Origin of the sequence: Pseudomonas sp. DR 5-09, from assembly GCF_001655595.1 — a bacterium.
Classification (GTDB): Bacteria; Pseudomonadota; Gammaproteobacteria; order Pseudomonadales; family Pseudomonadaceae; genus Aquipseudomonas; species Aquipseudomonas pharyngis.
Genome location: NZ_CP011566.1, coordinates 5,462,482 through 5,474,905, shown reverse-complemented (window position 1 = coordinate 5,474,905; position 12,424 = coordinate 5,462,482). Strand labels below are relative to the sequence as shown.

Here is a 12,424-nt window from a genome sequence, read left to right as displayed (position 1 = left end):
GCGGCTTTTCGGCTAATGATTCGGCAGTTTAGCCAAGGACCCGACAGGCGCACAGCCCAATCACACGCCGCAATAAAAAGGGAGATCCGAAGATCTCCCTTTTTGGCATCACCGCAGTGATCAGTCGAACAGACCGAAGGTCATGTAGCTGAAGATGGAACGGTCGCTGTCGCTCGACTCCGGTTCCGGCTCTTCGATCACGTCGCCGTTTTCGTCTTTCGGCTTGAGCTCGTTCGGGATCGCGTCTTTCGCGTCCTGGAACTGCTTCTGCACGTCCTGGTTGGCGCGGGTCTCTCCCGGCGGCAGCGGCGGACGGGATTCGATCAGACCCAGGGTGGCCTTGCTCAGGAACGAACGGTTGTCGGCTTCGGCAACGCGAGGCACGAACTGACCGTCCTGCAGGCTCGGGTGGTTCGGGTAGTTGAGCTTCAGGGTTTCCAGACTGGTGGCCGCCAGTTCGTCCAGATGCAGGCGCTGGTAGGCTTCGGTCATCACCGCCAGGCCGTCACCGACCGATGGGGTTTCCTGGAAGTTTTCCACTACATAACGACCACGGTTGGCAGCGGCGACATAGGCCTGACGGGTCAGGTAGTAGTCGGCCACGTGGATTTCGTAGGCAGCCAGCAGGTTGCGCAGGTAGATCATGCGCTGCTTGGCGTCCGGCGCGTAGCGGCTGTTCGGGTAGCGGCTGGTCAGCTGGGCGAACTCATTGTAGGAGTCGCGGGCGGCACCCGGGTCACGCTTGGTCATGTCCAGCGGCAGGAAGCGCGCCAGCAGGCCGACGTCCTGGTCGAACGAGGTCAGGCCCTTGAGGTAGTAGGCGTAATCCACGTTCGGGTGCTGCGGGTGCAGACGAATGAAACGCTCGGCGGCGGACTTTGCAGCTTCCGGCTCGGCGTTCTTGTAGTTGGCATAGATCAGTTCCAGCTGAGCCTGATCGGCATAGCGACCGAACGGATAACGCGACTCCAGAGCCTTCAGCTTGGCTGTGGCGCTGGTGTAGCTGTTGTTGTCCAGGTCCTGTTGAGCCTGCTGGTACAGCTCGGCTTCACTCAGGTTTTCGTCTACGACTTCCTTCGATGAGCAAGCAGCGGTCAATGCGAGGATGGCGATCAGCAGCAGGTGTTTCACTTGCATGGCGGCTTGCGTCCCTATGACGGCCGCTGTCTTGGGCGGGGCCGTCCTGTTATGATGAGCGCCCCGTTGAAAAGCCCCGGGGCAAAAGACGCCGTATTTAACCACAAGCGCGCAGCCGAAACCAAAGGCTGTAGCCGACGCCCAGTCCGAGCATGTCCGATAAAATTGAACTTCGCGCAGAGGTGCCGTCCGAATTGGGCGGCCAACGCCTCGATCAAGTCGCCGCCCAACTCTTCGCCGAGCACTCGCGCTCGCGCCTTTCCGCCTGGATCAAAGAAGGTCGCCTGACTGTGGACGGGGCGGTCATCCGCCCGCGCGACATTGTTCATGGCGGTGCCATCCTTGAGCTCACTGCCGAGCAGGAGGCCCAGGGTGAATGGGTCGCTCAGGACATCGAACTCGACATCGTCTATGAAGACGATGACATTCTGGTGATCAACAAGCCTGCGGGCCTGGTGGTGCACCCGGCTGCCGGTCACGCTGATGGCACCTTGCTCAACGCCTTGCTGCACCACGTGCCGGACATCATCAATGTCCCGCGCGCCGGTATCGTGCATCGTCTGGACAAGGACACCACCGGTCTGATGGTGGTGGCCAAGACCATTCAGGCGCAGACCAAGCTGGTCGCGCAGTTGCAAAGCCGCAGCGTCAGCCGGATCTACGAGTGCATCGTGATCGGCGTGGTGACCGCCGGCGGCAAGATCAACGCCCCGATCGGCCGTCACGGCCAGCAGCGCCAGCGGATGGCGGTGATGGAAGGCGGCAAGCCGGCCGTCAGCCACTACCGCGTGCTGGAGCGCTTCCGTTCCCACACCCACGTACGGGTGAAGCTGGAAACCGGTCGTACTCACCAGATTCGCGTGCACATGGCGCACATCAACTTCCCGTTGGTCGGCGACCCGGCGTACGGCGGTCGTTTCCGCATTCCGCCGGCCGCGAGCCAAACCATGGTCGAATCCCTCAAGCACTTCCCGCGTCAGGCCCTGCACGCGCGGTTCCTCGAGCTGGATCATCCGACCACCGGTGAGCGCATGAGCTGGGAATCGCCGCTGCCGGAAGATCTGGTGTGGCTGCTGACCCTGCTCAAGCAGGATCGCGAGGCATTCGTCGGATGAACTGGCTGACGCCGGACTGGCCCGCGCCGGCCAGCGTCAAAGCCTGTGTCACCACCCGCGAGGGCGGCGTCAGCGAGGCGCCGTTCGACAGCCTCAATCTGGGCGATCATGTCGATGACCGTCCGGAGGCTGTTGCCGAAAACCGTCGGCGTCTGACCGAACACTTCTCCATAAAGCCTGCCTGGCTGCAGCAAGTTCACGGGATTGCCGTGGCACATGCTGATCCGTCCGTGGTGGCCACGGCGGATGCCAGCTGGACGGCGACGCCCGGTATCGCCTGTGCGGCGATGACTGCCGATTGCCTGCCGACGCTGTTCTGCGACCGTGCCGGCACTCGCGTTGCTGCCGCTCACGCCGGTTGGCGTGGATTGGCGGCCGGCGTGCTGGAGGCTACCCTCGACAGTCTGGATGTGCCTGCCGAAGACATTCTGGTCTGGCTCGGCCCGGCCATCGGCCCGCGAGCCTTTGAAGTCGGCCCGGAAGTCCGGGAAGTCTTCATCAATCAATTGCCCGAAGCCGAGACAGCCTTTGTCCCGAGCCACAACGCCGGCAAGTTCATGGCTGACATCTATAAGCTGGCGCGGCTGCGTCTGGCGGTCCGCGGTGTCACCGCTGTTTATGGTGGCGGTTTCTGTACCGTGACCGATCCGCGCTTCTTCTCTTATCGCCGTGCGTCGCGCACCGGTCGCTTCGCTTCTCTAGTCTGGCTCACCCGCTAAGCTTGTCTGACCTGCATCAACTCCCTGACGCTTGAATCTTCCAGAATCGACCGCATCTATAGCGGTATCTGGCAGGTTTCTTTATTCAGGATGGTTTTTTAGGTCCGGCCTGCTCAAAAGGAAGGTGACCCATGCGTATAGACCGTTTAACCAGCAAATTGCAGTTGGCGTTGTCCGATGCCCAATCCCTGGCTGTCGGCCACGATCATCCAGCCATCGAGCCGGCGCATCTGATGCAAGCCATGCTTGAACAACAGGGTGGTTCGATCAAACCCCTGTTGATGCAGGTGGGCTTCGACGTCAACAGCTTGCGTAAAGAGCTGACCAAAGAGCTCGATCAATTACCGAAAATCCAGAACCCGACCGGCGACGTCAACATGTCGCAGGATCTGGCGCGTCTGCTCAACCAGGCCGACCGTCTGGCCCAGCAGAAGGGCGACCAGTTCATTTCCAGCGAGCTGGTGCTGCTCGCCGCGATGGACGAGAACAGCAAACTCGGCAAGTTGCTGCTCGGCCAGGGCGTGAGCAAAAAAGCGCTGGAAAATGCGATCAACAACCTGCGCGGTGGCGAGGCGGTCAACGACGCCAACCACGAAGAGTCCCGTCAGGCACTGGATAAGTACACCGTCGACCTGACCAAGCGCGCCGAAGAAGGCAAGCTTGACCCGGTGATTGGCCGTGACGATGAAATCCGTCGCACCATTCAGGTCCTGCAACGCCGCACCAAGAACAACCCGGTGCTGATCGGCGAGCCTGGCGTGGGTAAAACCGCGATTGCCGAAGGGCTGGCCCAGCGCATCATCAACGGCGAAGTGCCGGATGGCCTGCGTGGCAAACGCCTGCTGTCTCTCGATATGGGCGCGCTGATTGCCGGTGCCAAGTATCGCGGCGAGTTCGAAGAGCGCCTGAAAGCGCTGCTCAACGAGCTGTCGAAGCAGGAAGGGCAGATCATTCTGTTCATCGACGAACTGCACACCATGGTCGGCGCCGGCAAGGGCGAAGGCTCGATGGACGCCGGCAACATGCTCAAGCCGGCCCTGGCCCGTGGTGAGCTGCATTGCGTCGGCGCGACCACGCTCAACGAGTACCGCCAATATATAGAGAAGGACGCTGCCCTCGAGCGGCGCTTCCAGAAAGTGCTGGTGGACGAGCCGAGCGAAGAAGACACCATTGCGATCCTGCGTGGCCTCAAGGAGCGTTACGAGGTTCACCACAAAGTGGCGATCACCGACGGCGCGATCATCGCGGCAGCCAAGCTCAGCCATCGTTACATCACTGACCGACAGCTGCCGGACAAGGCGATCGACCTGATCGACGAAGCGGCCAGCCGCATCCGCATGGAGATCGACTCCAAGCCGGAAGTGCTGGATCGTCTGGAGCGGCGACTGATTCAACTGAAAGTAGAATCCCAAGCGCTGAAGAAAGAAAGTGACGACGCGGCGAAGAAACGTCTGGAGAAACTCCAGGAAGAAATCGATCGCCACGAGCGTGAGTACTCCGATCTGGAAGAAATCTGGAACTCGGAAAAAGCCGAGGTGCAGGGCTCTGCGCAGATTCAGCAGAAGATCGAACAGTCTCGTCAGGAACTGGAAGCCGCGCGCCGTAAAGGCGACCTGAACCGCATGGCCGAGTTGCAGTACGGGGTGATCCCGGATCTGGAGCGCAGCCTGCAAATGGTCGACCAGCACGGCAAGAGCGAAAACCAGTTGCTGCGCAGCAAGGTGACCGAAGAGGAAATCGCCGAAGTCGTTTCGAAATGGACCGGCATTCCGGTGTCGAAAATGCTCGAAGGCGAGCGCGACAAGCTGATGAAGATGGAAAGCCTGTTGCATCAGCGCGTGATCGGTCAGGACGAAGCGGTGGTGGCGGTAGCCAATGCGGTGCGGCGTTCCCGGGCCGGGTTGTCCGACCCGAATCGTCCGAGCGGCTCGTTCATGTTCCTCGGCCCGACCGGTGTCGGTAAAACCGAGCTGTGCAAGGCGCTGGCCGAATTCCTCTTCGACACTGAAGAGGCGATGGTGCGGATCGACATGTCCGAGTTCATGGAAAAACATTCCGTGGCGCGGCTGATCGGTGCACCACCGGGCTACGTCGGCTATGAAGAGGGCGGTTACCTGACCGAAGCGGTACGGCGCAAGCCTTACTCGGTGATCCTGCTGGACGAAGTCGAGAAGGCGCACCCGGATGTGTTCAACATCTTGCTGCAAGTGCTGGAGGATGGCCGTCTGACCGACAGCCATGGCCGCACGGTGGACTTCCGCAATACCGTGATCGTCATGACCTCCAATCTCGGTTCGATGCAGATCCAGGAACTGGTCGGTGATCGTGAAGCACAACGGGCAGCGGTGATGGATGCGATTTCCACCCACTTCCGTCCGGAGTTCATCAACCGGGTCGACGAAGTGGTGATTTTCGAGCCATTGGCGCGGGATCAGATCGCGGGCATCACCGAGATCCAGCTGGGCCGTCTGCGCAGCCGTCTGGCCGAGCGCGAGCTGAAGCTGGAACTGAGCCCGGAAGCGATGGACAAGCTGATTGCCGTCGGCTACGACCCGGTCTATGGCGCACGGCCGCTGAAGCGGGCGATCCAGCGCTGGATCGAGAACCCGCTGGCACAGTTGATCCTGTCGGGGCGTTTCCTGCCAGGCGAGACCGCGACCGGCGTCGTGGAGAACGACGAGATCACGTTCAACTGACGCCCGACGGTGGTGTCGTCATCAAGGCCTCGCAATGCGAGGCCTTTTTTTTCGCCAGGCTGTTGAACTCAAAGGAAAAGGCTTGTAAAGTGCGCCCCGCAGTCAGTCACCAACAGGGTTTCAGCTCACTGGGCAGAAATCTGAAATAAGTTGCAAATCATTAACTTGAAAGCAATTTAGGGGGTTGACAGAGGTGTTCTAGGTTGTAGAATAGCGCGCCTCAGACACACGAACGCAGCGATGCGAAAACGATGTCGAGAAGCTGCAAGTTTCACCGTAGTAAATTGAAATGTGTAGTTCCGTGATAGCTCAGTCGGTAGAGCAAATGACTGTTAATCATTGGGTCCCAGGTTCGAGTCCTGGTCACGGAGCCAATTTCAAACCGGGGTATAGCGCAGTCCGGTAGCGCGCCTGCTTTGGGAGCAGGATGTCAGGAGTTCGAATCCCCTTACCCCGACCATTTTTGGGTCGTTAGCTCAGTTGGTAGAGCAGTTGGCTTTTAACCAATTGGTCGTAGGTTCGAATCCCACACGACCCACCATTTTTGAAACCAGGTAACACTGGGATCGAATCTTAAGATCAGAGGCCAAAAGCGCTGATCGAAGAAGGCGATCTTTGAAAGATCGCCTTTTTTTTACCGGGGTATAGCGCAGTCCGGTAGCGCGCCTGCTTTGGGAGCAGGATGTCAGGAGTTCGAATCCCCTTACCCCGACCATATTAAAAATCCTCGTATCGAAAGATACGGGGATTTTTTTTGCCCTCCGGAAATGTTTCATTCAAGTCGTCATACAACTTGCCGATAGCCCGCTAACGAAAGGGGCCTGCCGAATCAAACGCCCCTGAATTCTGCCAATACAAGAAAAAGGGCGTTCGTCATGTTGCTTCGTCAGTTGAATATTGCTCCCCGCGCCGCTCTTGGCTTTGCCCTGATCGCGTTACTGGTGGCGTTGCTCGGGGTGTTCGCGCTGGGGCAGATGTCGAGCATCCGCGACAGTGAAGTGGCGGTGGAAACGCAGTGGTTGCCGAGTATTCGTGGCGGCGACGAAATTCGCGAGATCATGCTGCGCATCCGCACCATCTCCCTACGCATGGCGCTGGATCAGGATCCGGCCAACATCGCCACGTACCGCAGCCAGATGGACACCCGGGACAAAGAGTTGAGCGAGAAAATCGCCGCCTATGATCGACTGGTGACCACCCCGGAAGGTCAGCAGTTGTATGAACAGTTTAAGAAAACCTTTGCCGCCTACCGCACCGGGATCGCCCAGTCGTTCACCCTCGCCGAGCAGGGCAAGCGCGACGAGCTGACCAAACTGCTGCTGGTGGACATGAAAACCGTGGTCGACGGCTCCGGCAAACAACTCAACGACCTGGCGGATCTGTTCGCCCGCCAGGTCGCCGCCGAAAGCCAGAACTCTGCGGCCCACTACGAAACCTCGCGCACCATCGTGACCTTGTTCATCGCTCTGGCGGCGCTGGCGACGGTGGCCCTGGCCATGTTGCTCACCCGTAGCATCGTCCGCCCCCTGAGCGTCGCTGTCGATGCGGCCGAGCACGTCGCCAGAGGCGATCTGACCCGCCTGATCGAAACTCACGGCAACGATGAGGTCAGCCGGTTGCTCAAGGCGTTGGCAACCATGCAGCAGAATCTGCGCGAAACCCTGCAGGGCATCAGCGGCTCGGCCACGCAACTGGCGACCGCTTCCGACGAACTGAGCGCGGTCACCCACGACAGCACGCAAGGACTGCAACAGCAGAACAACGAAATCGAACAGGCCGCCACCGCCGTCAACGAGATGACTACGGCGGTTGAGGAAGTCGCCCGCAATGCGGTGTCGACGTCCGACGCCACCCGCCAGTCCAGCGAATCGGCGCAGTTGGGTCAGGAACGGGTCAGCGAAACTGCTGGGGCCATCAACGCCTTGGCCAGCGAAGTCGAGCACACCGGCGAACTGGTGCAATCGCTGGCCAACCAGTCGCAGGACATCGGCAAAGTGCTGGACGTGATTCGAGCGATCGCCGAGCAGACCAATCTGCTGGCGCTCAACGCCGCCATCGAAGCAGCGCGAGCCGGGGAGAGCGGACGCGGGTTTGCGGTGGTTGCCGATGAGGTTCGCGCGCTGGCTTATCGCACTCAGCAATCGACCCAGGAAATCGAGCAAATGGTGCAGGGCATGCGCAACGGTTCGAGCCTGGCGCTGGAGTCGATGCAGGCCAGTGCCTCGCGCGCCGCTACCACGCTGCTGCTGGCCGAGCGGGCCGGTGAAGCGTTGCAGACGATCACGGCGTCGGTACACGAAATCCACGAGCGCAATCTGGTGATCGCCAGCGCCGCCGAAGAGCAGGCGCAAGTGGCGCGGGAAGTGGATCGCAACCTGGTGAATATTCGCGATCTGTCGGTGCGCTCGGCGGCGGGTGCCGATCAAACCAATGCGTCGAGCCATGAACTGTCGCAACTGGCCAACGCCCTGCAAGGCATGGTGCGGCGCTTCCAGCTGTAATCATGCAGGCGTGAAAAAGCCGCGCTTCTCGTCAGAGAAAGCGCGGCTTTGTTTTGTCGGGCGTCTGAAAAATCAGGCACCGTCCTGGTCTTTCAGGTGTTCGAACAGACCTTTCGGCATTTTCTTGCCATTGGCTTCGAAGTTGGCTTTGACGTTGTTGTACGCCTCTTGCTCGTCGATGAAACCGTCGTGGTTGGTGTCGATCTTGTCGAAGTCGGACTTCGGTGCAACTTTCAGAAACTCGGCGCGGGAGACCTTGCCGTCGCCATCGGTGTCGGTCTTGGCCATCGACGCATCGCCGCATTTGCCTTCACCGCATTTGCCTTCCGGGGTTTTCACCGAGGTCTCGGCCGAAGCGACCATGTAGCCCTGGGCCAGCGGTTGCGCGGCAAACACCGAGCCGGACAGCATCATGCCGCCGGCCAGTACGGCACCGACCAGGCCAAGGGAGTTTTTGCCGATTTTCGAAGTACGGGACATTGCATTCTCCTTCGGTTGCACAGCGCAACCACACGTTAAGGGCGATCAAGCCGGAGCAGGTGTGCTCGGGTGTGGCCATTAAGCGGTGGCGTTGTATCGCGTCTGTGTCGAGGAGCGGGGCGTTTGTAAGCGAAGGTGGGGAAAGCGAGGGCAGATACAGTAGAAAACAAAACACCGTGAGGGCGAGCCCGCCCCCACGGTGTTTTTTACATCAGTGCAGCTTCAGGCGTGGCTCGGTGCCGCGTCCGATCTTGCTGCCGAGCATCAGCATCGCCGTGCGGAACGGCCCATAAAGCGCCATCTGGTGCATGCGGTACAGCGACACGTAGAACATCCGCGCCAGCCAGCCCTCGAGCATCACGCTGCCGGTCAGGTTGCCCATCAGGTTACCCACCGCCGAGAAACGCGACAGCGAAATCAGCGAGCCGTAGTCGGTGTACTTGTACTCCGGCAGGGTCTTGCCTTCGATGCGCAGCTTCAGCGATTTGGCCAGCAGCGACGCCTGCTGGTGCGCAGCCTGGGCCCGTGGTGGAACGTTGCGATCCGAGCCCGGTTGCGGGCAGGCGGCGCAGTCACCGAAGGCGAAAATGTTCTCGTCGCGAGTGGTTTGCAGCGTCGGCAGCACTTGCAGCTGATTGATGCGGTTGGTTTCCAGGCCATCGATGTCCTTGAGGAAACCCGGTGCGCGGATCCCGGCGGCCCAGACTTTCAGACTGGCCTTGATCTCGTTGCCATCGGCGGTGATCAGGCTGTCAGCGGTGACCTGGCTGACCGAGGCGTTGGTCATCACGTTGACCCCGAGTTTCTCCAGGGTCTTGTGCACCGGCCCGCTGATGCGCTCCGGCAGGGCTGGCAGCACCCGTGGCCCGGCTTCGATCAGGGTGATGTGCATGTTTTCCGGTTTGATCCGGTCCAGACCGTAAGCCGCCAGTTCATGGGCCGCGTTGTGCAGCTCGGCCGCCAGTTCGACGCCCGTGGCGCCCGCACCGACGATGGCCACGCTGATCTGCTGAACCACATCGGTTTGCCCGGCGTGGGCGCGCAGATAGTGATTGAGCAGTTGCTGGTGGAAACGCTCGGCCTGCTTGCGGGTGTCGAGGAACAGGCAGTGCTGCGCGGCGCCCTGGGTGCCGAAATCGTTGGTGGTGCTGCCGACCGCGATCACCAGCGAGTCATAGGGCACTTCCCGCGCCGGGACCAGTTCAACGCCGTTTTCGTCGTAGGTGGCGGCCAGCTGGATCTTCTTCTGCTCACGATCGAGCCCGCTCATGCGCCCCAGCTGGAACTCGAAGTGGTTCCATTTGGCCTGGGCGACATAGTTGAGTTCGTCTTCGGAGGAGTTCAGCGATCCGGCGGCCACTTCGTGCAGCAGCGGTTTCCAGATGTGCGTGAGGTTCGCGTCGACCAGCATGATGCTGGCGGTGCCGCGTTTGCCCAGAGTCTTACCCAGACGGGTAGCCAACTCCAGACCGCCGGCGCCGCCGCCGACAATGACAATACGATGGGACATAGGGATAGCTCGCAAGGTTTTTAAAGGAAATCGGTACGGTTACCCAAGCGAGCGCGATGCAGCTCATAGCGTCAGGTAACTGATAAATCGGCTCAACAGGCCCAGACCAATGGTCACTGCCAGCACCAGCACCAGGAGCATCCACGGCCGGAATGGCCGGCGCTCGACACGGTGTTGGGACAACTGCAGGTACTCTTCGACATGCTTCTGGTCTTCGGGTTTCAGGCGGCTGGTCATAAAGGCCTCGTCAGGTAGACGTTACTGAATGAGAACACGCTACAGCGGTTTTCAACCGGGATTGAACGCAGCATAGCCACTGTCCGGGACCGGTTCGACAGACACACTGTCCCCGAGGCGAATGATCCCGCTTTGTAACACTCGCGCAGTGATTCCGCCATGCCCGCGCACAGCCTGGAACGTGCCCGGGCCAAGGTTGTTTTGCAGGCGCGCACACGGCTGGCACCAGCCCGTGGTTTCGAAAATCGCCTGACCAATGCGAAAGCGCCGCCCCTTGAGGCTGAACAGATTGATCCCGCTTATGACGAGATTGCGCCGCAGATCTTCAGGCCTGACCGGTTGCTCGTGGGGACGGCCCATCAATGCACTGATCACGGCCAGGTGTTCGAACTGAATCAGCGTGACCTGTCGGGCGTTACGTACTCCGGGGCGGGCATGATCCCCGGTCAGTCCCGCTTCAAGGCGTGCCTCTACGGCGTCGAGCTCGATCATCGGTCCACGAGATTCAGGACGCACGCCAATCCAGCGTACGCGGCCGCTCTGCGGGACCTCGGCGATCAATTGTTGAAGCGGCGTCACAGGCTGATCCCTACATCGAACACAATGCTGCGCCCCAGGTTGCCGCGCAGAAAATCCGGGGCATCGGGATGGGCGAACAGCACCCGGGCGAACGTAGGTCCGACCAGCGACAGCGAACGCCAGCCCTGACGCAGGTATTCGGTGGGCGGCGGAAAGTGGCTGTTGAGGTCGAGCACTTCGCGTTTGAGGCTGGCGAAGGCAATGATGTCCAGCTCACCCAGGTCCATGCCGCGTTCTTTGTAGTTGTGCGCTTTCTTGCGCAAGGTCGGCGCCAGTCTCAGCAGAAATTCATTGGCCGGAATTCGCCGCGGCTTGGCTTCACGCCGCACCAGTTGGCTGAGGGAAAACGCACTGCGCCGCCGTTGCAGCTCATCGCGCCATTCGTCGTTGAGCCGTCGGCCCTCGTCGAGGACGAAAAACACCTCGAAATTGGCGTCGCGAAACAGCACATCGGGTGGTTCCCCGGCGGGAGCGAATTCGTCGGCGCGATAAGGAATGTTCAGGCCTTGCAGCAGGCGCTGGCAGACCCAACGCTCACGCTCCCATTTGCGGGCATTGGACAGAAAGGCGTTGGCTTGCTCGGCCGCGATGGTCAGCAGGCGTAAATAATCTGAGTCATCCATAGGCCCAAGCTTAGCGTTCAATTGCGACAAGCAGAAAGCTTTGCATCGGCAGATGTCCCGCCGTGCAGGTGTAGACTTCGCCGCAGGAGCGCCAATCAAAGGAGTCTGCGGTGCGAATGAAGGTGATGGGATCATGATCGGTGCAGAACTGCTGTCATCGAGCAGTCTGACCCTCGGCTGGCTGATTTACCTGCCGGTGCTGCTCTGGGCGATTGTCCGCGCACCGTGGGTCGAGCTGTTCAGCGACAACCGCCGTCAGCATTTGCTGTTCGGTACGGTGTTCGCGTTGTTTCTGCTGTGGCTGGTGCGCAGGGATTTCGACACCGGGGTGTCTTACCACTTCATCGGCATGACAGCGGTGACGCTGCTGCTGGACTGGCCGCTGGCGATCGTCGGCGCACTGGTGGCCCAACTGGGGCTGGTGCTGCTGGGGCGACAGGATCTGGTGGCCGTCGGGGTCAATGGCACCTTGCTGATCCTGTTGCCGGTGCTGATCACCGAATGCGTGGCGATCCTGGTCGAGCGCGCCCAGCCGCGCAATCCGTTCGTGTACATCTTCTGTTCCGGTTTTTTCGCCGCGGCGCTTTCGGCGTTGTTCTGCCTGACGCTGAGCCTGACCTTGCTCTGGTACGACGGCCTCTTTGCCATGCCAGAATGGCTGGAAGATTTCATCGGTTACCTGTGGTTGCTGATTTTTCCCGAAGCCTTCATCAACGGCATGGTGGTCAGCGCGCTGGTGGTGTTCTGCCCGGAATGGCTGGAGACCTTCAACCGCACCCGCTACCTTTCGGCGCCGTGGAAAGACGACGATCCCAAGTCTTGATCCA

11 protein-coding genes and 4 tRNA genes are annotated in these 12,424 nt (G+C 60.4%); 9 read left to right on the top strand and 6 right to left on the bottom strand.

Going from position 1 to position 12,424, the window contains the following annotated elements; translation table 11 throughout:
• Positions 1 to 120 precede the first annotated feature (120 nt).
• Positions 121 to 1,137: an outer membrane protein assembly factor BamD gene (locus tag PDR5_RS24605; protein ID WP_007959566.1), complete on the bottom strand. Its 1,017-nt coding sequence runs from the start codon at positions 1,135 to 1,137 to the stop codon at positions 121 to 123.
• Between the two features lie 152 nt (positions 1,138 to 1,289).
• Here PDR5_RS24605 and rluD point away from each other — a divergent pair, with 152 nt between their 5' ends.
• The 8 genes from rluD (at position 1,290) to PDR5_RS24565 (ending at position 8,168) form a co-directional block, all read left to right on the top strand.
• Positions 1,290 to 2,252 carry a 23S rRNA pseudouridine(1911/1915/1917) synthase RluD gene (gene rluD / locus PDR5_RS24600; protein WP_011335991.1) on the top strand — a complete coding sequence of 321 codons (963 nt, stop codon included), beginning with the start codon at positions 1,290 to 1,292 and terminating at the stop codon, positions 2,250 to 2,252.
• Positions 2,249 to 2,971 carry a peptidoglycan editing factor PgeF gene (gene pgeF, locus PDR5_RS24595; RefSeq protein WP_064599505.1) on the top strand — a complete coding sequence of 241 codons (723 nt, stop codon included), beginning with the start codon at positions 2,249 to 2,251 and terminating at the stop codon, positions 2,969 to 2,971. The genes rluD and pgeF overlap by 4 nt, the downstream gene beginning before the upstream one ends.
• 131 nt (positions 2,972 to 3,102) lie before the next feature.
• The gene (clpB, locus tag PDR5_RS24590) at positions 3,103 to 5,667 is read left to right on the top strand and encodes an ATP-dependent chaperone ClpB (RefSeq protein WP_064382092.1); all 2,565 of its coding nucleotides are present in this window, start codon (positions 3,103 to 3,105) and stop codon (positions 5,665 to 5,667) included.
• 298 nt (positions 5,668 to 5,965) lie between these two features.
• A tRNA-Asn gene (locus PDR5_RS24585) sits at positions 5,966 to 6,041 on the top strand.
• 9 nt (positions 6,042 to 6,050) lie between these two features.
• Positions 6,051 to 6,127, top strand: a tRNA-Pro gene (locus PDR5_RS24580).
• Positions 6,128 to 6,132: 5 nt separating this feature from the next.
• Positions 6,133 to 6,208 (top strand) — tRNA-Lys (locus PDR5_RS24575).
• A 97-nt stretch (positions 6,209 to 6,305) separates the two neighbouring features.
• A tRNA-Pro gene (locus tag PDR5_RS24570) sits at positions 6,306 to 6,382 on the top strand.
• A 160-nt stretch (positions 6,383 to 6,542) separates the two neighbouring features.
• Positions 6,543 to 8,168, top strand: coding sequence for a methyl-accepting chemotaxis protein (locus tag PDR5_RS24565; protein ID WP_064599503.1), 1,626 nt, complete (start codon positions 6,543 to 6,545; stop codon positions 8,166 to 8,168).
• A 72-nt stretch (positions 8,169 to 8,240) separates the two neighbouring features.
• On the opposite strand, the gene PDR5_RS24560 is transcribed toward PDR5_RS24565, so the two are convergent.
• The 5 genes from PDR5_RS24560 to PDR5_RS24540 form a co-directional block, all read right to left on the bottom strand.
• A complete protein-coding gene (locus PDR5_RS24560) occupies positions 8,241 to 8,648 on the bottom strand; it encodes an HvfA family oxazolone/thioamide-modified RiPP metallophore (RefSeq protein ID WP_064599501.1) in 408 nt (135 codons plus the stop codon).
• A gap of 211 nt (positions 8,649 to 8,859) precedes the next feature.
• Positions 8,860 to 10,158: an NAD(P)/FAD-dependent oxidoreductase gene (locus PDR5_RS24555; protein WP_064599500.1), complete on the bottom strand. Its 1,299-nt coding sequence runs from the start codon at positions 10,156 to 10,158 to the stop codon at positions 8,860 to 8,862.
• Positions 10,159 to 10,221: 63 nt separating this feature from the next.
• A complete protein-coding gene (locus tag PDR5_RS24550; protein ID WP_042561123.1) occupies positions 10,222 to 10,395 on the bottom strand; it encodes a DUF3094 family protein in 174 nt (57 codons plus the stop codon).
• A gap of 51 nt (positions 10,396 to 10,446) precedes the next feature.
• On the bottom strand, positions 10,447 to 10,974 hold the full coding sequence (locus PDR5_RS24545; RefSeq protein ID WP_064599499.1) for an MOSC domain-containing protein: 528 nt from the start codon (positions 10,972 to 10,974) through the stop codon (positions 10,447 to 10,449).
• Positions 10,971 to 11,597 (bottom strand): DUF1780 domain-containing protein, encoded by a 627-nt coding sequence (locus PDR5_RS24540; protein ID WP_007959580.1) that lies wholly within the window; start codon positions 11,595 to 11,597, stop codon positions 10,971 to 10,973. Before PDR5_RS24540 ends, PDR5_RS24545 begins: the two co-directional genes overlap by 4 nt.
• Positions 11,598 to 11,730: 133 nt before the next feature.
• Between PDR5_RS24540 and PDR5_RS24535 the strand changes: the two genes are divergently transcribed.
• Positions 11,731 to 12,420: an energy-coupling factor ABC transporter permease gene (locus tag PDR5_RS24535; RefSeq protein ID WP_064599497.1), complete on the top strand. Its 690-nt coding sequence runs from the start codon at positions 11,731 to 11,733 to the stop codon at positions 12,418 to 12,420.
• Positions 12,421 to 12,424 lie beyond the last annotated feature (4 nt).

Excerpts from the sequence above, each read along its gene's own strand:
- clpB (WP_064382092.1), top strand. The coding sequence starts at position 3,103 with ATGCGTATAGACCGTTTAACCAGCAAATTGCAGTTGGCGTTGTCCGAT.
- PDR5_RS24605 (WP_007959566.1), bottom strand. The coding sequence starts at position 1,137 with ATGCAAGTGAAACACCTGCTGCTGATCGCCATCCTCGCATTGACCGCT.
- PDR5_RS24535 (WP_064599497.1), top strand. The coding sequence starts at position 11,731 with ATGATCGGTGCAGAACTGCTGTCATCGAGCAGTCTGACCCTCGGCTGG.
- PDR5_RS24550 (WP_042561123.1), bottom strand. The coding sequence starts at position 10,395 with ATGACCAGCCGCCTGAAACCCGAAGACCAGAAGCATGTCGAAGAGTAC.
- rluD (WP_011335991.1), top strand. The coding sequence starts at position 1,290 with ATGTCCGATAAAATTGAACTTCGCGCAGAGGTGCCGTCCGAATTGGGC.
- PDR5_RS24560 (WP_064599501.1), bottom strand. The coding sequence starts at position 8,648 with ATGTCCCGTACTTCGAAAATCGGCAAAAACTCCCTTGGCCTGGTCGGT.
- PDR5_RS24555 (WP_064599500.1), bottom strand. The coding sequence starts at position 10,158 with ATGTCCCATCGTATTGTCATTGTCGGCGGCGGCGCCGGCGGTCTGGAG.
- PDR5_RS24565 (WP_064599503.1), top strand. The coding sequence starts at position 6,543 with ATGTTGCTTCGTCAGTTGAATATTGCTCCCCGCGCCGCTCTTGGCTTT.
- PDR5_RS24540 (WP_007959580.1), bottom strand. The coding sequence starts at position 11,597 with ATGGATGACTCAGATTATTTACGCCTGCTGACCATCGCGGCCGAGCAA.
- pgeF (WP_064599505.1), top strand. The coding sequence starts at position 2,249 with ATGAACTGGCTGACGCCGGACTGGCCCGCGCCGGCCAGCGTCAAAGCC.